Annotated in this window: 23 protein-coding genes; 10 read left to right on the plus strand and 13 right to left on the minus strand. The window is 51.9% G+C overall.

The window, feature by feature from the left end:
- Positions 1-31: 31 nt before the first annotated feature.
- From BMX68_RS07620 to BMX68_RS07635, 4 genes are all read left to right on the plus strand, one after another.
- Positions 32-1,306, plus strand: coding sequence for an MFS transporter (locus BMX68_RS07620; protein WP_017131342.1), 1,275 nt, complete (start codon positions 32-34; stop codon positions 1,304-1,306).
- Positions 1,307-1,613: 307 nt separating this feature from the next.
- Positions 1,614-2,945, plus strand: coding sequence for an OprO/OprP family phosphate-selective porin (locus BMX68_RS07625; RefSeq protein ID WP_017131343.1), 1,332 nt, complete (start codon positions 1,614-1,616; stop codon positions 2,943-2,945).
- Positions 2,946-2,992: 47 nt separating this feature from the next.
- Entirely contained in the window at positions 2,993-3,985 is a 993-nt protein-coding gene (locus tag BMX68_RS07630) for a substrate-binding domain-containing protein (RefSeq protein ID WP_017131344.1), read from the plus strand.
- 67 nt (positions 3,986-4,052) lie between these two features.
- Positions 4,053-4,997: an ABC transporter substrate-binding protein gene (locus BMX68_RS07635; protein ID WP_039792397.1), complete on the plus strand. Its 945-nt coding sequence runs from the start codon at positions 4,053-4,055 to the stop codon at positions 4,995-4,997.
- Between the two features lie 186 nt (positions 4,998-5,183).
- On the opposite strand, the gene BMX68_RS07640 is transcribed toward BMX68_RS07635, so the two are convergent.
- From BMX68_RS07640 to BMX68_RS07650, 3 genes are all read right to left on the minus strand, one after another.
- Positions 5,184-6,197: an FAD-binding oxidoreductase gene (locus BMX68_RS07640; protein WP_017131346.1), complete on the minus strand. Its 1,014-nt coding sequence runs from the start codon at positions 6,195-6,197 to the stop codon at positions 5,184-5,186.
- 18 nt (positions 6,198-6,215) lie between these two features.
- Positions 6,216-7,058 (minus strand): IclR family transcriptional regulator, encoded by an 843-nt coding sequence (locus BMX68_RS07645; RefSeq protein ID WP_017131347.1) that lies wholly within the window; start codon positions 7,056-7,058, stop codon positions 6,216-6,218.
- A 120-nt stretch (positions 7,059-7,178) separates the two neighbouring features.
- A complete protein-coding gene (locus BMX68_RS07650) occupies positions 7,179-7,499 on the minus strand; it encodes a non-heme iron oxygenase ferredoxin subunit (RefSeq protein ID WP_017131348.1) in 321 nt (106 codons plus the stop codon).
- 203 nt (positions 7,500-7,702) lie between these two features.
- Between BMX68_RS07650 and BMX68_RS07655 the strand changes: the two genes are divergently transcribed.
- From BMX68_RS07655 to BMX68_RS07670, 4 genes are all read left to right on the plus strand, one after another.
- Positions 7,703-8,989 carry an aromatic ring-hydroxylating dioxygenase subunit alpha gene (locus tag BMX68_RS07655; protein ID WP_026013104.1) on the plus strand — a complete coding sequence of 429 codons (1,287 nt, stop codon included), beginning with the start codon at positions 7,703-7,705 and terminating at the stop codon, positions 8,987-8,989.
- A gap of 215 nt (positions 8,990-9,204) precedes the next feature.
- Positions 9,205-9,708, plus strand: coding sequence for a hypothetical protein (locus BMX68_RS07660; RefSeq protein ID WP_026013105.1), 504 nt, complete (start codon positions 9,205-9,207; stop codon positions 9,706-9,708).
- Positions 9,709-9,778: 70 nt separating this feature from the next.
- Entirely contained in the window at positions 9,779-10,480 is a 702-nt protein-coding gene (locus tag BMX68_RS07665) for a class II aldolase/adducin family protein (protein ID WP_017131351.1), read from the plus strand.
- Positions 10,477-10,908: a hypothetical protein gene (locus BMX68_RS07670; RefSeq protein WP_211208470.1), complete on the plus strand. Its 432-nt coding sequence runs from the start codon at positions 10,477-10,479 to the stop codon at positions 10,906-10,908. Before BMX68_RS07665 ends, BMX68_RS07670 begins: the two co-directional genes overlap by 4 nt.
- Before the next feature lie 159 nt (positions 10,909-11,067).
- Here BMX68_RS07670 and BMX68_RS07675 read toward each other — a convergent pair whose 3' ends face one another.
- The 10 genes from BMX68_RS07675 to BMX68_RS07720 form a co-directional block, all read right to left on the minus strand.
- Positions 11,068-11,367: a hypothetical protein gene (locus BMX68_RS07675; protein WP_143063254.1), complete on the minus strand. Its 300-nt coding sequence runs from the start codon at positions 11,365-11,367 to the stop codon at positions 11,068-11,070.
- A gap of 169 nt (positions 11,368-11,536) precedes the next feature.
- Positions 11,537-11,998, minus strand: a complete 462-nt coding sequence (locus tag BMX68_RS07680; RefSeq protein WP_017131354.1) for a tripartite tricarboxylate transporter TctB family protein — start codon at positions 11,996-11,998, stop codon at positions 11,537-11,539.
- Positions 11,976-13,502 (minus strand): tripartite tricarboxylate transporter permease, encoded by a 1,527-nt coding sequence (locus tag BMX68_RS07685; RefSeq protein ID WP_017131355.1) that lies wholly within the window; start codon positions 13,500-13,502, stop codon positions 11,976-11,978. The genes BMX68_RS07680 and BMX68_RS07685 overlap by 23 nt, the downstream gene beginning before the upstream one ends.
- 92 nt (positions 13,503-13,594) lie before the next feature.
- Complete coding sequence (locus BMX68_RS07690; protein WP_017131356.1) at positions 13,595-14,602, minus strand: Bug family tripartite tricarboxylate transporter substrate binding protein; 1,008 nt, start codon at positions 14,600-14,602, stop codon at positions 13,595-13,597.
- Positions 14,603-14,689: 87 nt separating this feature from the next.
- Positions 14,690-15,280, minus strand: coding sequence for a cupin domain-containing protein (locus BMX68_RS07695; protein WP_017131357.1), 591 nt, complete (start codon positions 15,278-15,280; stop codon positions 14,690-14,692).
- Between the two features lie 45 nt (positions 15,281-15,325).
- Positions 15,326-15,877, minus strand: a complete 552-nt coding sequence (locus BMX68_RS07700) for a cupin domain-containing protein (protein WP_017131358.1) — start codon at positions 15,875-15,877, stop codon at positions 15,326-15,328.
- 725 nt (positions 15,878-16,602) lie between these two features.
- Positions 16,603-17,067 carry a Csu type fimbrial protein gene (locus BMX68_RS07705; RefSeq protein ID WP_017131359.1) on the minus strand — a complete coding sequence of 155 codons (465 nt, stop codon included), beginning with the start codon at positions 17,065-17,067 and terminating at the stop codon, positions 16,603-16,605.
- The gene (locus tag BMX68_RS07710; RefSeq protein WP_248672796.1) at positions 17,064-19,424 is read right to left on the minus strand and encodes a fimbria/pilus outer membrane usher protein; all 2,361 of its coding nucleotides are present in this window, start codon (positions 19,422-19,424) and stop codon (positions 17,064-17,066) included. The genes BMX68_RS07705 and BMX68_RS07710 overlap by 4 nt, the downstream gene beginning before the upstream one ends.
- A complete protein-coding gene (locus BMX68_RS07715; protein ID WP_017131361.1) occupies positions 19,421-20,155 on the minus strand; it encodes a fimbrial biogenesis chaperone in 735 nt (244 codons plus the stop codon). Before BMX68_RS07715 ends, BMX68_RS07710 begins: the two co-directional genes overlap by 4 nt.
- Positions 20,156-20,166: 11 nt before the next feature.
- Complete coding sequence (locus BMX68_RS07720; RefSeq protein WP_026013107.1) at positions 20,167-20,670, minus strand: Csu type fimbrial protein; 504 nt, start codon at positions 20,668-20,670, stop codon at positions 20,167-20,169.
- Between the two features lie 883 nt (positions 20,671-21,553).
- Here BMX68_RS07720 and BMX68_RS07725 point away from each other — a divergent pair.
- The gene (locus BMX68_RS07725) at positions 21,554-22,684 is read left to right on the plus strand and encodes a GlxA family transcriptional regulator (RefSeq protein WP_017131364.1); all 1,131 of its coding nucleotides are present in this window, start codon (positions 21,554-21,556) and stop codon (positions 22,682-22,684) included.
- 106 nt (positions 22,685-22,790) lie between these two features.
- Positions 22,791-23,948: a hypothetical protein gene (locus BMX68_RS07730; RefSeq protein WP_074862005.1), complete on the plus strand. Its 1,158-nt coding sequence runs from the start codon at positions 22,791-22,793 to the stop codon at positions 23,946-23,948.
- Positions 23,949-24,141: the final 193 nt, after the last annotated feature.

Below are 24,141 nucleotides of genomic sequence, written 5' to 3' on the forward strand. Positions count from 1 at the left end.
CCTGTTGGTTATCTTTCCCGCGAGGCGACTCATGCGAGAAATCGACCCAGTCTTAAAAGAAAGTGCGGCGCTGCCTACTTCCAGTTTCCGCGAACGTTATAGTGTCATGCTTTCCCTGCTATTGCCTGCGCTCTTATTAGGCTTGGGCCGTGGATTTACCATTCCGGTATTACCCCTCATCGCTCGCGATGAGTTCCATGTCGGCGCCGCCGGCGCCGCGCTGACATTTATTGCCATCATGTTGGGGTCTGCCGGCTCTACAGTTCCTTGCGGCTATCTGGTCGACAAAATCGGGCGCCGTAAGGTGCTCATCGCCGGGCCTCTTCTCACGGCAGTTTCTTCACTGCTTGTGCTTGTGGCCGGCAGCTATACGCAGTTGTTGGTCTACCTATTCATTAATGGCGTCGGTTTGCAGATGTGGCAGATGGGACGGCTCGCCGCCATTGCCGACACGAATAACAAGGGGCGGACCGGGCGCATGATGACCGGGATGGCTGGCGTCCAGCGAACCGGCACGATGTTGGGACCATTTCTCGGCGGCATCGTCGGGAGCTTTTTCGGCTTACGAATGCCGTTCGTTTTTTGCGGCATCCTGGCCTTGCTCGCCGCCATTCCGATGTTTATGTTCGTCAAGGAAAGCGCTCCGGGAATTCTGGCAAAGCGTCGGGGGGAGCCGCCACAGGAAGCGGTCGACAACTCCTGGGGCAATCTGCTGACACCTTCCATCATCGTTCTATTTATCGCCCAGTTCACCGCCAACCTTTCCCGTGGCGGCGCCGTCGGCAATACCGGCCCGCCCTTTATCTTTGCTGCCTATGCGTATGGGCTGGACGCTATCCAGTTAGGCACGATCAGCCTGGTCACGGGGACTGTGGGCATTCCAGTGACCTTTCTCTCCGGCTACATCATGGACCGCTTCGGTCGTAAGCAAACGGTGGTCCCGGCCAGCGCTGTACTGGGAGTAGGACTGGGGTTGCTGGCGGCGACTGCGGCCTTCCATCTTTCGGTCGCCATATTTGTTGCGGCGTTCGTACTGATCAACCTTGCCGTTTCCTTTATGGCGGGTTCCCTGCAGACCATTGGCGCGGACATTGCGCCTGTCGGCGCGCGCGGCAAATTCTTCGGTATCGGACGACTGCTAGGGGAGTGCGGTTCCCTAGCGAATCCTGTGGTATTCGCGGCGGCGGTTTCTGCCGTAGCGCTACCGAACGGTTATGCATTGGGTTTCAGCATTATGGGTTTCAGCGGTCTGTTCACTGCCGTTCTGATTGGACGGTTGTTGAAGGAAACCCTTGTACGGCGCTGAACAGATCGAACAACCATCTTATTTCGCGTTGCCAAAATCTGAATAGAGCACATCGAAATAATCGCTTCGTCCGACTTGACGAGGGTAAAGGATCGTGAAATATTCCACATGAAGGAACGCTGTTCCTTTAAATGAAACCCCATGGACGCCAAGCGAGGCCTGTGGTTTTCCGTCAGTTCTCTGACCGATCAATAGCTGAGCTTCATTCGAGAAAACATACCAGCGCCCTTACCAGAGGTTATAGGGCGTAGTTGTACGGTGGGGTCGAAACGTTTCAGGGTAAATTTATAACAATAAGGAAAGACCCATGAAGAACCATATGCGACAGATGCCTGTTATCCAGGCAGTGGCTTTTACTGTATTTGTTGGCGTTTCAACTAGCACTTTAGCGGGCGTTGTGCGAACAGCCGGTGACCAGGACATTATTCTGGATACCAGTAAAGGCGGGTTAAGTCTTGAGTCTGAAGACGGCACCTTCTCTTTCGCGTTCCATGGGGCCATGCAAATCGACTACGATCGATTTAATGGCGTCTATACCAATAATGGCAATGCCGGCGACGAAGCTGAGTTTCGCCGTCTCAGGCCAAAAATGTCCGGTAACTATCGCGACTGGGCATTTGAAATCACCCCTGAATTGGCACCGTCCGGTAATACTATTCACTCTGCAACAATCACTTATGAAGGCTTTAAGCCGATTAACTTGACCGTCGGAATGGCATCTCCCGATTTTGGTTTGGAGAAGGCCACCAGCTCCAACTGGGTGACCGCAACCGAGCGTAATATCGGTTATGATCTGGCCTCATGGATCAACAGTTCCTCGGATGACTTGGGAGCCCATATCGACGGTACGTTTGGAGATATGTTCTTTGGTTCCGCCAGCGTCACCAATCGTGATACTAAAAATGATGACAGGGACGGGGATGCTTCCCGTCAGTTCAATGGGCGCGTTGTGTTCGCACCTTTCCACAAAGGCGGTAATGTACTGCATTTTGCTCTTGATTATGCTTATCGCGACCTTAATAAGGTTGATCTCAGTAACACCAATTACGATATAGATAATGGTCTCGGTGTGCATGGCGATGCGGGTGATAACGATCATGATCCAGTACTGAGCCAACTGAGTGGTATTTCCGGTAGCCCCTATAAAGGCCAGTCAATCTGGGGCGCTGAGGCTGCCTGGGCCTTTGGAGCACTTTCCTTGCAAGGCGAATATCTACATTCCACCTTGAACTCCGATGACGGTGGTTATGCAGATGTTAAATCCAAGGGCTATTATGGTCAGGTGGCTTATACACTGACGGGTGAACCTCGTGATTACAAGCTTAATGCGGGGGCCTTTGGTGCTGTCAGACCTGAAAACGCCAAGTTCGGCGCTTGGGAGATCTTCTATCGCTATGCTGGAGTCAGCTCTGATAATACCGATCTTCTGGAGGATGGCGCCGGAAGTGTCATAGGCCTGAATACCAACGGCAGTAACTCGGCGAAGGTACATACCTTTGGCGTCAATTGGTATGCCAATAATAATGTCAAAATATCGGTAGATTATAATTACGCCAAAGTTAATGACAAAGCACTTGAAAACGCTGTCGGCGATGATGATGGCAATGCTGTCATGACCCGTTTCCAATTCGTATTTTGACCGCCTGACTCCAAGGTTAGCACCTTGGCGTTTGAAGGAGATGAAATATGTCCAAGCTCAATCTTTCGCTCGCATGTTGGGACTATGACCGGACTCGCGCCTTGATGGACGGTACTGTCCGGCCAGGTGGCATCGAACTTAATTATCTGAACATGCCGGTCGAAGAGACCTTCTTTAGAATGTTACGTCACCATGAGTTCGATGTGGCGGAGATGTCATTGTCCTCCTACACGATGTCGCTGTTTTCTGAAACACGGCCTTTTGTTGCCATTCCTGTTTTTCCGTCGCGTTATTTCAGACATTCTTCCATCTATATCAACGCTAGGTCCGGTATCAAGACCCCCAAGGATTTGATAGGGAAGCGAATAGGTACTCCGGAGTACCAGATGACGGCGCCGTTGTGGATTCGCGGTATGCTAGCCGACGAGTATCAGGTGCCGATCGACAGCGCACTTTATCTTATCGGAGGAGAAGAGACGCCAAATCGACCGGAGAAACTGAGACTGGACCTTCCGGAGAATATCAGGACAGAGCGCATCAGGCCTGATCAGACGTTGGCAAAGATGCTTCTGGAGGGAGAAATCGATGCTCTTTACACCGCCCGTGCGCCTTCTTCGTTTTATGATGGCAGTGGACGAGTTCTCAGGCTGTTCGAAGATTACTCCAAGGTTGAACTTGATTATTATCGTAAAACTAGAATCTTCCCGATAATGCATTGTGTTGTCATTCGACGCGAGGTATACGAACAGAATCGCTGGGTAGCTCAATCGCTGTTTAAGGCATTCAAGGAAGCCAAGGAAAAAACCTATCAGGATATGCACGAAACAGCCGCACATAAAATGACGCTGCCCTGGCTTTCAGTGCACGTTGAACAAGCCCTGCGTGAATTGGGCAATGATTTCTGGTCTTATGGACTCAGCGAAAACAGGGATACGATCGCTACTTTCCTGCGATATCACCATGAGCAGGGTCTGTCTAAATGCCTATTATCCCCGGAAGATCTCTTCGTTCCGGAAACGTTCGAGTCATTTGTAATCTAGCCGCCTATAGACGAGGCTGGACACTGACGACCAGCCTCTGGGAATAATGGCGTGGGAGAAAACGGGTATGGATTCATGTATTCTAAAAACCGTTACGCGAACACAAGGTAATAATGCCGCACTCAAGGATGGTCGTGTTACCCCAGAAGGTTTCATATTCGAGTTTGAAGAGGTGCCCGTGTTGCCTCAAGCGTTCCGGCGCATGGTACGAGGGCTGGAGTACGATGTCAGTGAGATGGCGCTGACTACCTATCTTTGTGCTCGTGAGCAGGGTGTCCGCTTTACTGCGCTGCCGATTTTTCTGGTTCGCGGCTTTCATCATGGTGCCATCCTGTACAACATCAACTCAGGGATCAATGACCCTAAGGACCTTGAAGGCAAGCGAGTAGGAATCAACCGTGGTTATACGGTGACGACGGGAGTCTGGGCCAGATCTATCCTGCAGGACCAATACGGAGTGGATCTCGACCGGATCACCTGGGTGCTTTCCGGTGACGAGCACGTCGAAGGCTGGCAACCGCCTCGAAATGTCATTCATCTGGAACCGGGGCAGAATATGGAGGACATGCTGGCCAGCGGCGCTGTTTCGGCGGCAATCGGTGTACAGACAGACCATGTCAATGTGGCCCCGCTTATTGCCAATGCCACGGAAGCAGGGCTGGAGGCGTTGCGCAAATCGAATCATTATCCAATCAATCACTTGATTGTGGTCCGAGATGATGTGCTGGAGGCTCATCCTGATGTCGCCGTTTCGGTATTCGACGCTTTTGCTCGGGCCAAACAACAGTATCTCGAGCAGTTGAAAGCCGGGCAGATTGAAAAAATGACCACTGTGGACCGACTTCATGCAAGCGCGATGGCGATCATCGGCGACCCGCTGCCTTATGGTGTCGAGCCGAATAGGGCAGTACTTGAAGAGTTGATCGCGCACGCTACTCGTCAGCAAATTCTACGTAAAACGATAAAGCTGGAGGACGTCTTTGCTCGATCGACCCTTGGCCTGACGGCTTAACTCTATAGCTGCCGCGTTTAAATATACCTCGTGGGCTAACTAAGGATATTATTGGTTGGCCCACGTTTATGTGTATAGGTTAATTTAGCTGTCGGGCTCTAACAGAAAATCGGGCTTATTGAAAGAAAGCGTCGGCGTATGGACGCCAGCTCAATAATCTAATATGTTTCGAGCAGGGTGCCGGACTTAGTAAAATTCGTCGAAGTGGATTTGCTCTGGAGGAACGTTTAATTCAAATAGTAATTTTTGCATGGCTTGTGACATTAAGGGCGGCCCAGCAAAGTATATTTCGCGCTGCTTAATTCCAAGTCCGAAAATATTATGCGCAACATCGTGAGCAAAGCCGATATGTCCATCCCAGTTGGCATCATCAAGGCCTGGGCTGGAAATAGCCTGATGAAAGTGCAACCGTTGTCCAAAGCCTGGCAGCTCCGCCAGCATTTCCTGGCCACAAAGATCGCGTGTCGCTCGCCCACCAAATACAAAATCGATCTGACGGTCACGAAGCTTTTCGCTGATGGCTGCCGTGCGGGTAATTGAAATCATGGGTGAGAGTCCTGAACCGCCCGCTATGCAAAGAATGTCACGGGGGGCATCCTCTCGCAAATAAGCGGTGCCATATGGGCCATCGATTTCAACTGTTTCGCCGATCTTGATTTTGTCGAAGAGGGTGGTGGTGGCGACGCCGTTGGGCACGCGTTTAATCTGAAATCTCCATTCACCTCCCTCTTGAGGAGTGTTGCACATAGAGTAAGCTCGGATACCCGCGACACCCGGCAGGCTGATGAGAGCATATTGTCCCGGCAGGAATTGCTTGGCAGACCGCAGGGAAAATACGAATTCGGTGATATCGTGGATAATTTCAAATTTACCAATCAAGGTCGCCGATGTTTTTACCGGCCTGATTGCGCCAGCATAAGCCTTATCCAACCTGACTTTGATGCGACAGTCACTTTTGGGCTGGGCCTGGCATCCAAGATATCTGTTGCGCTTAAGGTCGCGCTCTGACCACGCGGGAGAGTCCTTTCGCGCATGCTCTACTTCTCCCTCCAAAAGCTCGAATCGGCAGTTGCCACAAGACCCGACATTGCAGGCGTAGGGAAAACCCATACCTGCACGCAATGCGGCCCGCAAAATGCTGTCATCGGGTTGGCAAGCGAATGAGTCTTTGTTCTGCCCCTCGATTATTATTGTTGGCATCGTTATATTTTCTCCAGGTTAGGTATATAAACTGGCCTGCTCCGAGATGTAACCCAGGCGCAGCGAGATTTCCGCGGCTGTTTCAAGCACTCTACGGGAGAGCATGTTCATCGTCTTCGCATCGGTCCGCTGATGTGGCACGGTTACACCAATCGACGCTGTGACACTGCCCATCGCGTCACGGACAGGTGCTGCAACGCAGACTGCTCCGATCTTGCTGTTTGTTTTCTCGGCGGCAAACCCTTTCGTGCGAATTAGCTGAATCTCATCCTTAATGGCTTTCTTTTCTGCAGCCGAGAGTGGTTTTTGTGAGTTCTTGATGAATTCATTGATTGTCTCATCGCTTTGGAAAGCTGTTATAGCCATTCCCAATGCGCCATCTATGGCGGGTACGGAAACACCAAGGCGCGAGCGTAACCGAACGGCTTGCGGGCTTTCGAAATCATAGAGGTACGTAATGTCTCGTCCATTGAGTATGGCGAGCTCGACATTTTCACGTACTTCATCTCTCAGTTCCGTCAGTAACTCCTTTGATACGCCAGTAACTGTCAGCCGTTGCCGAACCAGTGCCCCCAAAGAAAACAAACCAAGCCCCAGTCTGTAGCGTTCAGTAGCAGGATCTTGTTCAAGAAGATTCTCAGCCAGAAGCGTTGAGGCCAAACGATGAACTGTACTCTTCGAGACTCCTAGACTGCGGGAAAGTCTGCTGATGCCCATCTCTGAATTCTCTTCGGAAAATTGTTTTAGAAGGCGAATAGCCGCGGTAACGGAAGACAAGCGCGTGCCTTCTTTTTCACCTTCAACCTCTTTTTCGCCTTCGCTTTTCCCAGTGGTTGGTTTGATGTTGTGTAGTGGGTTCATGAGTGATTACCGTAAAAAATGTTCCACAGGGACATCCTGTAAAACTATGGAAACAAACGATAATCATAAACCAAGCACGCATGAACCGTCCAAAATATCGAAACACTGACCTGAGGGTATCTAGAGTTCAATCAGCACAACGTCGCCCTGGACGACCACCTGATAAGTCTTGAGTGGCACCATGCAGGGAGGGGCGAGCACTTCGCCCGTGCGCACGTCAAACTTACCGTTATGGAAGTCACACTCAATCACACACTCATCCAAATATCCTTCTGAAAGAGAGCCCGGTCCGTGCGTACAGCGGTCATCGGTGACGTAGAACTCTCCGTCAATATTGAACACTGCCAGCTCTAGATCGCCGGCTTCGACGTAAAGCGCGTTCCCTGGCTCGACCTCATCGGTGCGACAGATCCGGACGCGTTTTGTAGGGGTTTCGCTCATCGGCTGCTCCTTTGGTTGACGGCGCTATTCTTGCCATGTAAATTTTAAAAAATCAAGAACGGCGTTCCGCATGACAAAACAAAACCAATCGCCCGACTGCATCGCCGTAATGCCAAGTCAGCAAGACAAGAGAGGCCGATGGACTGATGGAGAGGCTCATCAATCGTCGGTATAGAAAAAGCGCTCACTCGGAGACCGAAGACATGCTGCGTAAGGAAGTAAACGACCTGCTGGCCCAAACCGACCCTGGCAAACCAATGGGAGATATGTTTCGTCGGTACTGGATTCCGGCGTTGCTGGCAAACGAGTTGCCTGCGGATGACTGCCCGCCCGTGCGGGTCAAGCTTCTCTCCGAACGGCTAATCGCGTTTCGCGATACGCAAGGCAAGTATGGTCTGATGGATGAGTTTTGCGCTCATCGCGGCGTTTCGCTGTGGTTCGGTCGCAACGAGGAGGGTGGCCTTCGCTGTCCTTATCACGGCTGGAAATATGACACCACCGGCCAGTGTGTAGACGTACCTTCCGAGCCCGAATCGAGCGGATTTTGCCAAAAGATCAAGTTGCAAAGTTATCCCATGGTGAAGGTCGGTGACATTCTTTGGACCTATATGGGTCCCAAGGAGCATCAGCCGCCTCTTCCTCAATTCGAGTTCGCCAACGTACCTGCCGACCAGACCTTTACCTCCAAGCGGCTCCAAGAGTCGAATTGGCTGCAGGCCATGGAGGGCGGTATCGACTCAAGTCATGTCTCGTTCCTTCACAGTGGAAATCTGAATACAGACCCCCTCTTCAAGGGCGCCCGCGGAAACCAGTACAACCTGAGCGACAGAATGCCCTTCTTCGAAGTGGTCAAACATGACGGAGGGCTCTATATCGGCGCCCGCCGAAATGCTGAGGAGGGAAAATACTATTGGCGCATCACCCCATGGGTGATGCCTTGCTTCACGATGGTTCCACCACGTGGTGATCATCCGCTACATGGCCACTTCTGGATCCCGATTGACAATGAAAACTGCTGGGCCTGGAGTTTTGATTATCACCCCAACAGGGCATTGACCCCGGAGGAACGTGGAGCGATGGAAGCCGGCAAGGGTATTCATTGTGAATATGAGGAAGGCACCTTCCGGCCTAAGGCCAATAAAGATAATGACTACCTGATTGATCGTCTGGCCCAAAAGGAGGGTAGAACTTATAGCGGTGTGGAAGGGATTGCTATTCAGGACTCTTCATTGCAGGAAAGTATGGGACCGCTTGTCGACCGCACCAAAGAGAATCTGGTTTCGACGGATAACGGCATCATCATGGCGCGGCAAATGCTCCGCAAGGCGGTCACCGCCCTGACGGAAAAAGGTGTTCAGCCGCCTGGAGTGGATCCGGTCCATCATCGGGTTCGCTCTGTGGCCGTCGTATTGCCTCCGGATGAGGCGTTTGACGAGGCCTGCAAAGAGTATTTGCAAGCCAGGGCAGGGGTTGCGCATACCTCGGTCTAGTGGCCTGTACGGTGAGTTCGTTAGCTCAAGTTCGGATGCCATAAGTCCATGGCCAAGGCGCTGTGACGAGTCATAGCCGGGCTATGGCGCGCAACAGCAACGCAGGCCAGGAATTTAGGGCGCCGAAATTGACTCATAGAACTGACCACACAGGCCACTAGCCGCTGTCAGTCATGCCGCTCCCGGTCTTTAACGAATCAAGAGACGAGGTGACTATGGTTAGCCTTTCTTCCAAGGCGACAACAACGGTCGAAAGCCAGTTTCGGATCAACCGCCCCAACTCCAGACCGCGCTCTTGTTTGGTTATTGCATTGGATGAACCCAGCGAGTTGTCTCTGGCGATACTTTCCAGGCGGCAATGGAATGGAGCTCGATTCCGAAGTGTCCGCCAATTTGAAGTGGAAGAGGGTGGGTTGGTAGAAAGCGACTTGCTGCTGATGTCTCCCGAGGGCGATAGCAGCCATCTTCCCGATGAGCTTGATGATGTTGATGTTGTAGTCATGGTTGCTCAAAGTGGGGCTTTTGCCGAAGTGGCTAAAGTTATTGGGCATGGATGCTTCAAGAGAAACCTGATGACTGCGGGAGTCGTGCTTGAAACAGTGGCAGACCCAGCAGTCATCAGGCGGACAGTGAATCAAATTCGTCCTTTTGTGCTCTCCCTGGTCATTGGCCTCGACGAAACGTCCCTGGCTGAAACTTTAGGCGCTATACGAGCTTGAGCGCATTCATTGCGTAATAGGTCTTATCGGCCAGCCAGGATGGCTTTATTCCAGTCAAACAGGATTTATCATGAGCGATCTCGTCTATACCGAACCTGAACTGCGCCGTCAGCTAGCCAATGGAATAAGGATACTTGAGCGATTGGGTATCATCGACTTCAACGGCCATTTCAGTGCCCGTCTAAGTGATGGTCGTATTCTGATTAATAGCGGCGACTCGGTGCGTAGCGCGATTTCTGAAAGCGATTTCACTATTGTGGGTCCTAATGGCGAATTCCTCGCAGGTCAGGCGCGTCCGCCGGCAGAACTGCCTCTACATGTCTCGATCTACCAGGCTCGACCGGATGTCCAGGTGATCGCTCACGGTCACCCAAAATGGTCGACCCTTCTGACCAGTGCGGGTCACCCATATCGTGTGGTGCTAGCGCAAGGCGCGCTTGTTGGCGATGTGCCAATATTCCCGTCTCCTGTATCGGTGAACAAGCCTGCCGTTGGCGATGCGGTGGCAAGGGCGCTGGGGAACGCTGAAGCGGTATTGCTCAAGGCACACGGCTCCGTCCTGGTGGCGAAAGATGTACTGGAGGCCACGGTTATGGCTATCTATATGGAGCTCAATGCCGAACGACAGGTTCTGGCGATGCCGTTGGGGGGTGGCTATATCTTTTCAGCGCAAGAAGCGGACGCCTGTAGAGCGGGGCTTGCTAAGCGAGGGTTGTACGAAAAGTGCTGGAATTATCATATGGAGAAATTTGCGCTCACTGGCGTTGATTGATCACCAACTATAAGGAACTTGAGATGTGTGGAGAGTTTGACGACGAAGATTTAATCGATGAGTATTTGTTCGCGCGCTTGCTCCAACTGGCGAGCCAGCACGGCGTCAAACTTGGCGAAGCCGGTACCCATACTCCCCAGCGGCTATCGGGGCGGGAAGCAAGGAATAGCTACATGACCCAGTTATTCCAGGCCGGTTTGACCCGAGCGATCAACGATGCGAATAGTTTGCCGGAAGGCGAGCGGATGGATGTGATTGCTGGGCAGGCAATTGTTTTTGCACGTCTGGCTGGTTTTCTCGCGGGACAACTTCCTCCTGGCGCAGACACGTTAAGGCCCACGATCGAGGCCCTGATGGAGGGGTACAGTGAGCCGGTCGAGCGCGCAAACAAGCATGATCACCATCATCATGGCGATCACCAACATTAGTCCAAATAGGTAACCCGGTCGGCCTCTCGGGAAACCTACAGCGTAGGCGCGCGCGATGTGCGTCTCATACCCGGTCGATGTCCCAGGTTCTGTACGAAATGTATCGGCGCTCGCCCGTGCGGCGTTGAAGCCGGCTCGCCTGGCCTTTTCGTACAGACCCTAACAACAATCACACCCGCCCTCACTGTCGTCCTGTAGAGAAGGAAGCAACCAGCTAAGGGGGAGATCCTCTTTTAAAACCTCTTCTAGCGGTTTGAACAGCTTGATTCGGTAGCGAGTATTATCATCGTTCCAAAACGCGATGATGGTCTCGACGGGAGGGCACCCCGGAACCTGGCAACTGATCTCCGCCACGGCGATCACCGCCTGGTTTGACAGACTGAACGTGTTGCGTACCCATTCTTTTATCTGATTGATAGCGTCTTGATGACCTGGCGATTTCTTAAAGGTCTGGAACACTGGAAACTCCGAACACGTCAGTGCCATGACCGGCAAGGTGCCTTGGGTGGGTCATGTGCTTCCAGAAAGGACTGGACTCATCGTAGTCATACCGCCGAAACCTGCCCTGAGCGATATAGCCCAGGGCAGGAGATGGAGATATCTGCCGCCTGCCCCTGTCCTGATCCGGTTAACCGATGAGCCATTCTAGAATGAGTCCAGGGAAAAGCGGGATTTCGAAAAGCTTTTCAAATAAACCAAATAGTAAGAGCCAGATTCCAATAGCACTCACGATTGCTACCTTGACTTTCTCTTTCTTATAAAGATAGAGAAAGCCGAAAATCAGGACAGGTGCTGCATAAACGAATCCGAAAAAAAGAATGCCGATAAAGAAAGTGAAAATCCACAGAAACATCTCCGCTTCCTTTTTTTGCATGTCTTTTTTGGCATTGTTGTCTGTCGGCGCAACCACCTTATGGAGCTCGAGGTACAACTGCGCCAGACCGAGAATCGAACCTGGCACGCCGACCATCAATGGTAGCAAGCGAGCTTGGGGCGGGAAGCTGAAAGCAATGGCAGTAGTTGCCAGAAAGAACCCTGCCATAGCCAACGCTGTCAACACTTGCCCATTATATGTCCGTCTGAGGCGCATAAATTTTTTCCTTTTCCTTACGTTTTTGTTTCACTGCACGCCATATGTAATAACAAATACTAAAAGCAATGAGCGCCACCAGCAATATAGGGCCTGGATGCAACAGGAAGCTGGGCCCCCAAAGTGACATTGATTTGTGAAAGGAGTCTTCGGTAATGGGGCCGAGAATGAGACCAATCACGAATGGGGGACGTGACCATTTGTATTTTTTAAGGAAGTAGCCAAATACGCCTAACACTAGCAGTAATGCCAGGTTCTCCCATGCCCGGTGGCTTAGATACGAACCCAAAAAGGTCAACACTAGAATAAACGGAATTAACAGTGCGCCTCTGATATAACTTAAATAGCCAAACGAAGGGGCCAGAAACAGGAAGATGACACACGCCAGGACATTGGCAAATATCATTGCCCAGAAAAGTGTCCAGACCAACCCCATCCCATTGAGTGCCAGCGCAGGCCCTGGTTGAATGCCCAGCATGACCAGGGCGCCGAGCATGATGGCCATGCCAGACGAGCCAGGAATAGCAAAGAACAACGTGGGAATCAACGAGCCCCCTTCCTTCGAGTGATTAGCCGCCTCAGGCGCGATAACACCTTCCACGGCTCCTTTGCCGAATCGCTCCGGGGTTTTTGAGGACTGAACGGCGTGCCCGTAACAGATCCAGCTAGCAGCGTCGCCGCCCAAACCTGGCACCATGCCGATGAAGGCGCCAATCAGCGACGTGCGCAGCGCCAGGCCCCAATGGCGAAACACATCCAGAACACCTTGGAGAACTTCGCCCAAGCCATAGCTGGGACCTTTCTTCGCAATCATGGAGGTGGAACCACCGGCCACCCCCAGGGCTATCATTTCCGGAATTGCAAATATAGCCAGTACCACGGTGATGATGTCGACGCCGTCCCACAGAAACAACATATCGAATGTATAACGCTGCGTACCGGTGTGCGGATCAAGTGCGACGAACGAGAACATCAAGCCCATGAATCCTACCAGTAACCCCTTTATCAGAGATTCACCGGAGAGCATGGCGATAAAGGTAATGCCAAATAGAGCCAATAGAAAAAACTCGGCAGGACCAATTGCCAGCACCAGTGGCCGAACGATAGGGGTGGCAAGCAACAAAAACAGTCCCCCGACAATACCGCCCAGGCCGGAGGCTCCCAGGCTTGCCCCCAAAGCGCGTCCTGCCTGACCTTTTTTTGTCATCGGAAAACCATCGACAGCCGTAGCGGCGTCCGCGCCAGTGCCAGGCACTCCAAACAGAATGCTTGGAATCGCTCCGGCGGTATGTACCACGGAATGCATGGCTAGCAGGAAGATTGCTCCAGCTGTTGGATCCATGCCGAAGACAAAAGGGATCACAAGGACAATGCCGAGCTTGCCACCGAGCCCCGGCACTGCGCCAAAGAACATACCGATAGGGACTGCAATTATCAGCATGAGAAGGTTATGGGGTGATCCCAATAATGCCCATAACGAGTTGAGTATGCCGCCAATATCCATAACTCACCTTGACTTGCTTGGGAAGATGCCAGCGCCGCCGACCGATAAGTCGGATGGCAATTTCTGATGCCGCAAAGTTGATAATGTAATAGCTACTTGGCCTCGACGGCTCTGGCGATGATCGCCGCGGTCTCGGGAGTTTGATCCAGTGCCGCGGTCACTAATGCTTTAACATCATTTCCATACGCAGGTTTTATTGGCAGATTCATCTTCTTTGCGTAAGCCAAAAGCCCTGGGTCTTCCAGCGACTTCTTATAGGCAGCACGAAGCGCGGCGACGCGTTCGGGAGACGTCCCGGGAGGGGCGGCGGTAACGCGTCCGAGCTGTGCCATGGAACTGATCATCGAAATGATGTGTTTAGCCTCGTCGGTCTTGGCATAATCCATTGCATCGGCAACTCCCTCCATCTTGTCGCCGATCGTCAGCAGATAAGAGGCACTACCGGCACTGACAAAGTCTGCCATCGAGCTAGCGGAGCCGAGCGTTGCACAGGTGTCCCCACGCATCATCGACATCTCACCTTCGGTACCGTTGTAGCCGGCGATGGGCTCGATATTCAGATTCAACGCTTCAGCGGCGAGCTTTAAATCCACATAAGAGGCCGAGCCAATACCCGCGACGGCAAATTTCACCGGTTTTTTCGCGTTCAGCAAATCATCTACTGTTTTGATGTCGCACGTTTTAGAAACGACGATTGCCCGAGCGTCACTGGAGGCTTTTCCGATCCACTCGAACTTTTTAAGATCAAACTCCTGGGCCTTGCGGCCGATGATCTGGCCGTAGATGAGACCGGTATCGAAAGTACCTATCGTCAGGCCGTCCGGCTTGGACTGCCAAAGGGTATTTGTGCCGACGATGTGCCCTGCACCCGGCACATTTCTGATCACAACATGGTCGGCTCCAATATACTTCTGCATGAAACCGCCCGTCATACGACCATAGACATCGTAGCCTCCACCTGGGCCGGTGGTGACGATATAAGTAATGTTCTTACCTTTGGAGAAATCGGCTTCGCTGCGTTGACGGGAGCCGGGACCGCACCCTGTTGATACGATGATGCCTGCCAGCAAAATCATGCTTGCCAGCACTTTGGTTAACATCCACACGATGGCGTTCCTCACTTATTATACTTATATGAGCCTGCTTCATCATATTGCCTTCGACAGCGGAGCCGAATGGCTATTTGTTTATTCTGTCGGCGGTACCCACAGATCTTCAAAGCCCTTTGCCGGTTCCAATTGGTCAAACCAGTCAAAGCCAATAGCTTTCATCATTCGACTATTGATGACCACTACTCGGGCTTCGGTATTGGCGTCCGTGTTAAAGCGTTTGTGCGCGCAATAAGGCGGGATATAGATAAAATCACCTGGGCCCCATTCATATTTCTTCGGTTCGGTCTCCCACTCCCAGACGAATTCGTCTTCACATTTGAAGCGGACGTCATAGTGAAGATCGTAACCTGTACCCTCGATTACAAAAGCTACCTCTTCAGACAGATGGCGGCTAGTGCCTGTCGAACCGTTGGCAGGCAGAAATTGCATGTAGATATCAAGGGCGCATTCTTTGGTATTCATGCCTTCATTGATAATATGCTTAATAAGACCGTCGGCGCTGCGCTCCATGGGCATTTCATTGTGTTTGACTACGTTTTTTCGTTCTTTGTATTCGCGGCGAAATTCTTTTGACGCTTCCAGGGCCTTGGCGTAAAAGTCGGCATTAAGGTCTGTGCGTGCACGCTGACGTTCGATGTCAGAAACAAAAGGGGTGTCGGTGCTCATTCTATTCCTCACGAAATTATTATTGGGCGTTTATTTATAGGCTGCTTACAAAGAGCTTGGCGGAGCATAATTTTCTTGCCCGGGAACAGGCGTCTTTGGTGGATATTCAACTACTTCTTGAAAGATGAGGTGCATAAACAGGAACAATGGTTTTGCTTTCATGATCAGGCAAATCGATTCATTCTCGGCGTCGTCGGAAAAGTGTTGGTGGACACATCCATTCTCGACGATCAGTGCATCGCCGGCTTCCCAGTCGATACGGCGCCCGTCATGAATGTCATGACCTTTGCCTTTTAGCACGAAAAATACGGCACTATTCATATGGCCGTGTTTCTGACCATGACCCCCTGGCGAAAAGGCATCAACATGGGTTTCGATCGATTGGGCAATTTTCGTAGCTTGCGGGTTGATGACTTTCTTGCCGAAATTCTGAGGTCCGCCTTTCCACTTCAGATCTTGGGTCGGATAGATACGAGGCTGGCTAAAAAGCTCGGCCACCAGTTCGCCATAGGTGCCTTCAAGGCCTCGCACGAACGTCCTTTTTTTTGTCCAGCGTTCCCAGGAGATTTCTTTTTCTTCGGTCATCGGTTCAGTCATTTTTGTTTCCTCTTATAGGCGTCCAATGCACTCAGTTTGGGTGGAGCGCTTACGCAAAAATACGGTACACCGTTCCTCAATGAAGAACAAGTGACTGTTTTTTTGTTTTTGGTACGGTGTTCCGATATTGGAGATTGTGCTGCTTTTGTTCGAAAGCGAAGAGCACTTCTCAAGCAAAGTGACTATAGAGGGGGAGTAGACCGGGTATTCAAAACCCGGAGCTGATGGTTGTCCGGCTCGCGAGCTTCCCGGCTGTAAGCCTCATTTCAATGCCCTTGCGGCGCTTGGATAGCCATATGGGACGCTGTTGACAGGAGTGTATCGGTAGGGTCCATGGGGTGGATTGCAGGGTTGGTTTCGGTTTTTACCGCCAAGCGCTGGCGCGAAGCGTCTCGAATAAATGACGTCTTGGGCTTGAGCGTTGCCACCGTCAAAATAGCTTAAGCCACACGGGGCGAACATCTATCGTTTCGCCCTCAAAGGACTCCAGGATCTGCCTCCTGAATGCTCGCGGGACTTAAATACGAGGGCGAGTCTTTGACGCCGGTGTATTGATCAGAGCGCAAGCTTGCTGGTGGAGCCTGGGTTTAGATCTCTTTCAAGGGAAGTACTTTTCGCGGTCGGTGCTTGCCCGGTTTCATGAACGCTTTCTTGGCAATTCGAGTGTGCTTTTTCGAGGGCCGATGAGTCCTGGCTCCCCAGCCTATACCAGGCAATAACAAGAATCAGTAGATGAGTCGCACCGCCTTGACATCGCTGTAGGTGCCTGGGCTGTCGTAACGTTCTGGTTGCATTCGTGCATAAACGGTGTAAGTGCGTGAGACGCTTGAGCGGGCGCCAAGCCCATAACCGTCGGAAATTGTGCCGCTGACCGCGCCACCGCTGCCCCAGACCTGCTGATAGGTGCTGGAGGTATAAAGCTGATAGTTCGTGTTGCCAGTCGCCGAAGTCATGTGGCGCTCTGCACCGCCCGTGGTGCCTTCGAGGAGTATCTGGTAATTGACACTCACCGCACTGGCGTCGCTTTGACAAACTACCGTGATAGTGGCTGTGCTCAATTGGGTCCGCTCGGCGACGCCTTCCACCACGCCGAAGTTCAATGGGCTCACTGCAATCGAGCAGGTGTAGGCAAGGGCAGGCGGGCTGCACAGGACGATGATGAGGACGGCTGGCCAAGCGAAAGGATTCATGGGCGTGCTCCAGTCAAGCAGATCAAGGGACCGATTTCAGGAATGCTGTCAGTTTGTGGCTGGTACTCGAATGCCACATGGCATGAGGGCTTGTCCGCAGGTTGGACCAGCAACTCATTGTGCGCACCCAGTCCTTCGAAAAAAGTCAGTCCGTCGTAGCCGACAACGCCCTGGGCAGCGTTGCCATTTAGGCTGACCTGACTGCCAAGTGCCAGCGGTTGGTGTTGTTCATCCACCAGCCGCAGGGTGGCGCCATAGCTGCGTGAGATCGGGAACTTGATCACGACACCGGAGCGGTCTCGCGGTCGCACGCGACGGTCGACATTGGCCAGTGATGAGTCCATGGGCACGTCGTTGGCGTCGATGGTCAAGAGGTTGCTCTCGTAAGCGCGAAGATCCTCGACGAACAGTAATCCAGAGGCATTGGTGCGACCGACGGGACGGTTTTCTCGCAAGACCGTCACGCCGGCCAGGCCGTCTGTGTCGACAATGGCGAAGCTGTCGCTGACACTGTTGGACGCAAACAAATGTCCGTCCATGGTGGTGATAGCACCCCGCGCCGTGGCACGAAAGGCATCACCGTCGTTGCCTCTTTCGGTTTGCGCGCCGACCAGTGCCCAGGGTGTTTTGTACTCCATGCCCAGGCTCTGGCGATTCTGGGCCCCGGTTTGTTGAGCGAGTCGCCAGCCAAAATCACCTTGTTGTACGGCGCTCTGTTGGGCTTGGACGGTTTGATAGGCGCTGCCGCCGCTGACACTGCTGCTGGCACTGACCGTGGCTCGCAGGCCTATGGGAATGGAAATGCCGATGAACAATCCATTGCCGCTGGTGCCTTCGAAGTCATGAAACGCGGTGACAAAACCGAAGGTCCGCCAAGGCAGGCGGGTTGAAAAACTCGCGGAAAGCGTGGAACTATAGACGCTTTCCGGTTGGGCGATAAACCCGTTCTCGAAGTCATACTGCTCGTAGAGATCGACCAGTTTTCTTGCATAAACCAACCCGAGTGATCCGATCCCAGGCAACGGAATGCCCAGGTTTGCACGTAGGGTCGTTCGGGACATGGCATCGTCGTTGACCGAGGCAATATCGGAAAACTGTTGGTCGGCCTGCAAGATACTCAAGCCATAATTCAAAGCGGGCGCGGAGTGGGAGAAGCCCAACCCATACTGCAAGCCTGATTTTCCTGCATGATCACTGGCGGCAACAGTGGCGGACAATACACCGAGACTGCCGACTAGAACGTTGGAGCCGACGCCTCCCATGACCAACCCGGAGGTGCTCTCAAGATGGCTCTCCAGGGTCAGGGTTGGGGTCATGCCATGTCGATAGCTGACGGAGCCTGCGCTATCGACATAATTATTCGATTCACTGGCATAGTTTCGACGCACGCGGCCCAGTTCCACCGAGAGGGCACTCAGTCCGGGTTGCAACAAGGCCGTACTGGCATAAAACGGCAAGGTCTGGTTGACCTGGCGACCACTGGCGTCCTTGACCACCAGCGAAATGTCGCCACCGCCATTGGCGACCGGCAATTGAGATACTTCAAAAGGGCCAGAATCGATCTGGCTGGTCAGTCGATGCAAACCATTGACGAAGACATCGACGGATGAAGGAACCGCCACCTCGCCACTGATGCCAGGCAAGGGGAACGTTACCAGGTCCGGGCGCAGGCTGAAGTTGGTGGTTATCTGTGCACCCGCCATGCGTACGGGGCGTGTCCAGGGCAAACCGCCGTTGATGAAGTCGCCAGCGTTATACGTTCGTAAATTGGCCACATCGGAATAGGTGTAGGTGCTGTTCAAACGCACGGTGCTTTTCCTATAGGGAGTACTGTTGCGCAGGACGCCGGTCTCAAATACGCCACGATCACCAAAAAAGCGTAATTGCGCCAAGGTGCTCGCGCTGATCTGGTCGTCGTAACGGGTGACTTGGGTGTCGTAATTGAGCATTGCCCCCAAATCGCTTCGCAGTGGCAGATCGCTGAAGACGCTCTGCTCATGAGTCAGGCGTTGTGGCACCATATTGCTACCGGGCACGTGGAGCTGAATGCTCTGGCCCGGTAGGTCCAACTGGTAAGACCAGCCGGGAATGCGGGTCAGGTCAATTAGACCCTGCTGGCCGTGATCGGGCAGAACCAAACCCAGGCTCTGGAGCTCCTGGGTATTGGCTAATAGGCTGCCTTGAACCTGAATGAACTCCAGGATGCTCTTGCGGCTACTGCCATTGATGAACACATCAAGCAGCAGACTCTGCCGTTGTGATGAGAGTCCTGCATCGGCATTCGCCCTATTGGCTTGCAATGTGGTCAGTAGTCCGACCAAACATAGCATCAACCCCACCAGGCGTACTGAGTTCACATGGTGCCGCCGACGACCAGCCATTGCTCATGAGGCCTTCCTGGGCCGGATGTCCGCAATCGCACCCTGGCACCGACACTCAGTTGATGCAGCGCATCGGCGATGGACCAGTGGCGTTCTACGCCGGCCAGGACATAGGGCAAACCCTGATTCAGCAATTTAAGGTGTTGCCCATTGGCGCTGCTCAATTCCAGACCCACCAGTTTGCCGTGCTGCAAGCCGTGGTTGACGGCGATCAAGGTGGGTATGCCGGCCAGTAATTCAATGCGCCACCGCAAATCCGGCTTGGCTGTTTCCACGACGTTGGCGAATACCGGTACGGTCAATCGCAGGGTCATTTCGATCTTGCCGCCGCTGATTTTTCCGGGAAGCTGATCGAAGACGATGCGGTAGGCACGTTCGGTCTCACCGACGTGCTGGCGCAACATTATCCTCACGATTTGCGATTGGCCTGGAGCGATTCGCGCGAAGGGCGGGCTGACAATCAACTGATCGATAGAGTGCAGTGCGTCCCCTTGCGCGTTTTGGCTCCAGCCGAAGCTGCGTATCTGGATGATTGATTCGCTATCGGCCCGGTTGGTAAGGGTGAAACTGGCGGCGCGCTGCCCCGGAGCCAATTGTTGACTGATGGGTACGATTTCCAATGCTTGCGCATGGACCTGTGCACAGAGGCTGCACAGGCCAGCGAGTGTCAGCCCCCAAAACAGGGTGACGCGTCCGGTCGTGGGCACTGGGCGTTGTATCAATAGTTGACTGTGACGAGCACAGTGTCGGTGTAATCGCCGACCGTTGTAGCGGTCTGGCCGCCTGGAATCAGGGCATAGACCGCAATCGTCTGTGCGGTGCCGGTCCCTGCGCCAAGGAGCGTATCGTCGCCGATAACCTCTCCCCAATTGGTCGTGTGAGCCAGTTCTTGGAAGATACCGTAGCTCAGGGCTACGCTGTCCGCACCGTTGGTCAAGGATCGAGTACTGGTCGTTGCAGCGGCACCGGCTCCGGCACCTATCCCAATGTTATAGGGTGCCTCATTGGTACAAGTGACCGTCAAGTCCGCAGTACCAGGAACGTCAACGCCGGTGTACACAGGGAAAACCAATGGAGCGGTTGATACGGTGCAGGCTGCGGCGACGGTAGCAGTGATGGCCATGTTGCTTGTCGCCGTCGCAGCGTTCGCATTGAAGGAAAGCATTGCGCTGATACCGAGCGCCGAGACGGCTACGACATTGCTGAAAAGTTTGCTGGACATGGTTTTTCCTGAAAACGCTGGGGAGGATGAAGGGATTTGGTTAACCACCAATTCCCTCGTCTATGTTATGCGCGAGCGGGTTTACAGGAAGGATTAAACCCCTGCATATCTGGCCAGGGTAGCTGCATAAATAGCCAAGACGCGGTTCGTTGGCGATTTTGCAAAAAAACAGATCAGCCAATAAGCTGAGTGGGCTACGAATAATTCGGCTTCTTGATCGAGAAGGATTTTATTCACAGGGTGGAGGGGGAATGTTTTTTGTTAATTGATTTATCTATAATGCAATGCGGGTGTTTTTTATGCGGTGAGTTAACTGTTTGAAAATGTTAGTGTTGGGCTTGCGCCTTGCCTGTTAATTATTAATTCAATCGTTGGACCTCGCTTAAGTCTTATAGTTCATGACGATGAGCGTACATTGGCTGTCTGCTCTTTTCTGCTTGACCGAACAACTCAATATGCTTTATTTTGTCTGTGTACAATCAAGAGCGTCATTCATGAAGTGCCGGCTGAAATAAGAAAGATGAGGTGGCCGCGCATGATGGAATGCCGTCAAACGAGTCGCGCTAAAAGCGCATCCGTAACGACGATGATTGTAATCATAAATCTGTTCAGTCGTTTCACCGTATAGGTGCGGGAGTAACTACTCCATCAACGCGATAAGTTGATATGAGCATGACGAGAAAAGCCACTCGCTAGTTTTGTTCTAGGGCTTATCATTTCAATGGTTCAATGTTGAAGCATGGGCCTTCCAGCTGAGTGTTATCTAGTTTTCATCGTCCTGATAAACATCAGCTCAATCGGTATGCAATCTAACCAGCCATGCGTTTGGGCTGGTCATTTGCACCTCGGCCCCGTTGGGCCTGAGAGATCTGGAGCTAATGGAATGCTCTATAAAAGCTTGATACACAGCGTGATCCAGCCGAGCCATTTAACGATGGGGTCTACGGTCGATACAGGTGTTCGGTCAGTGGTCATTCTGGCGTACCCCGGTTGTTTTGTCGGTGATGTAGTCAAACTGCTGGAAACCCTTTGTTTCTTCAACGAACGCTCCTTGATCGGTAGCCGTGTAGTCACCTACGTCACACAGGTTTACTCCCTGGCCGGCGGGACGCTGGTTTCTCCCTCTACATCGTTGGTAAAAGTCGAAACTCAAGCTGTCTGCGACTATGTGCCCACGGGTATCGACATGTTGATCGTTGCTCATGGGTCGCCGGATTCAGTGTCCTCACTGCCACCGCCAGTGCTCCAATGGTTGCAGCGGACATGCCCCCATGCACGTCAAGTCGTGGCGTTGGGGGCCGGCGTCTTCTGGTTGGCGGCTGCGGGGCTATTGAATCAGCGGCGGGTCACGACACATTCAGCGTTGGCGGCGACGTTACGCGTGCGCTACCCGGCTGTTAAAGTGGAGTCGGGTAGACGGCTGCAAGTAGATGGGCGTTTCCATACTACGGACGAGTGCATTAATACTCGCGACATCGCGTTGCTTCTCCTGCGCGAAGAATTCTTTGGGGAGGCGTTCGATACGCTGGGCACCCAGTGCGCGCTTCCTGAGTCCAGCTTCCTCACTATGTTAAGTGCGCTGCTCATACGTGCTGACTCTATTACCTATCGGATCTGTGTATGGTGGTTGGGTCATTTGGACCAAGACCTGAGCATGGACCTTTCGGCGAGAAACCTGTGCATGAGCGAACGAAATTTTCGTCGACAATTCAAGCTTGAAGTTGGCTATTCACCGTATTACTTTCTATTGTTGCTACGATTGGAAATGGCGCGTCAGGCATTAATGGACAGCAATCTGCCGGTAGATAAGGTTGCTCGTCGTGGTGGTTTACTTGATGGTCAGCAATTAGCTCGAATGTTCCGTAAATATATTGGCGTTTCACCTCAGCAGTATCGAGTGAACATGCGTGCAGGTTTTACACCACACAGTCACCCGGACTACGCGAGGCTATTTAATGCCGAAGCCCGGCCCTATTGGTTGCAGAGGTTACTGGCAGATATTGTGGTTACTTGACGTTCAGGCATGGACCGATTTCTATTAAATATAATAGTGCTGAGTCTGTAAGTGGTGCTAGCTTGCTTAATAGGTGAGTGCAATATCTTTAAGCGAGGGTGATGACATGTTGGGTTCAGAGATTGATGTTGAGGCGCTGAGCATGTTTGCAGAGGGGTACAATGAGGTTGTTGAAACTTCCATGACTTTACTTGGGGCTTCTCTAAGGCAGATTACTGAGGGCGCGCAGCCTATTCTCATCAGAAAAATGATTGCGGAGATTGAGAAGCTTAAAAGCTGGTCAAATTCTTCGGTAAAGGATAATAAGCAAGACGTAAAAGATATTAAAAACTTAATTACCGGATATCAGACTTATATCTCAGAGAGGCTTGATTTTGTTTATAAGGATGTGTGCTATCTGTGTGAAAGTAAGTATAATGAGGTTAATGTTGTTAAATTAAAAAATCAAATGAGGCTCTTGTCCAAGGCGTCTAATGTTTTGACGGAAAGGCTTACTGATCAAACGTTTAAAGATATTTGTGTTGACTTGAGAGACTCATATGAAACCGCAAAAACAGAATTCAATAATTCGACTTCGCTTTTGGCGACGGTTCCCTTAAAGCTGGAGAGCGAGGCAAAAGCAATAAGTGACAAGCTCGCCACCCTTCGATCTCAGCGCTATAAGGGATTTTCCAGCATGGTTCATAGGATTTGGGCTGATGTAGAATTGCGCGAAGGCAAAACGGTTGTAAAAGAAAATGAGTCGTCTCCCATAGATGTGAAAGGTGAGTTTACGGGGAGAGAAACGCCGATTGAAGAAACCGTCGTGACCCTCGCAGTGAAGGTTGCAATTGGCATATTAGTTATTGGTATAATCGCTCTTTGCGTAAATACGACGAAAATTATTAGTGATGATATAGATGCGTATAGGGATCTTGGCAGGCAAATAGAGATAGAAAAGAAAAAGCTCGCAGAAATCGAACCTGTCTATGCTATCGCTAGAGAAATTACCGAGTCTGCATCTCGGTTTATGGGGGGGTTGGATAGGCTGGCGGAGTACTTTCCCAAAGTCGCCAAATTACTCATCGCCCAGAATGAAGAGAGACAGCAAATACTTCGTGACCTAGAAGAGAAGATAAATGATGCTAATTGGTCCTCCAAAGAGTTTAAGGTTAATAAGGAGGCGTTAGAAGTGCATATGGCCAGCTTTAAAAAAATTATGAAGATTTACGCAATGATAAGAGCAATAGATAAAGAAAAGCGAATTTACTACGTTATCAGTTGATCCTTATCGGCGGGCAGACTTTCGATGTCTATCATGAAGGGCGTCATAACTTACGATTAAGTAAGATGGCAGTTTTTAGGTGGAGAGCTACAAAAATAGCGTGTGTGAGCATGTTAATTGCCGAGGTTAATTAAATGGCCAGTCGTATTTGTCAATATCAGCCTCACAGGTCCTCACGCACACTGACGGCAAA

Source organism: Pseudomonas agarici, from assembly GCF_900109755.1.
Taxonomy (GTDB): domain Bacteria; phylum Pseudomonadota; class Gammaproteobacteria; order Pseudomonadales; family Pseudomonadaceae; genus Aquipseudomonas; species Aquipseudomonas agarici.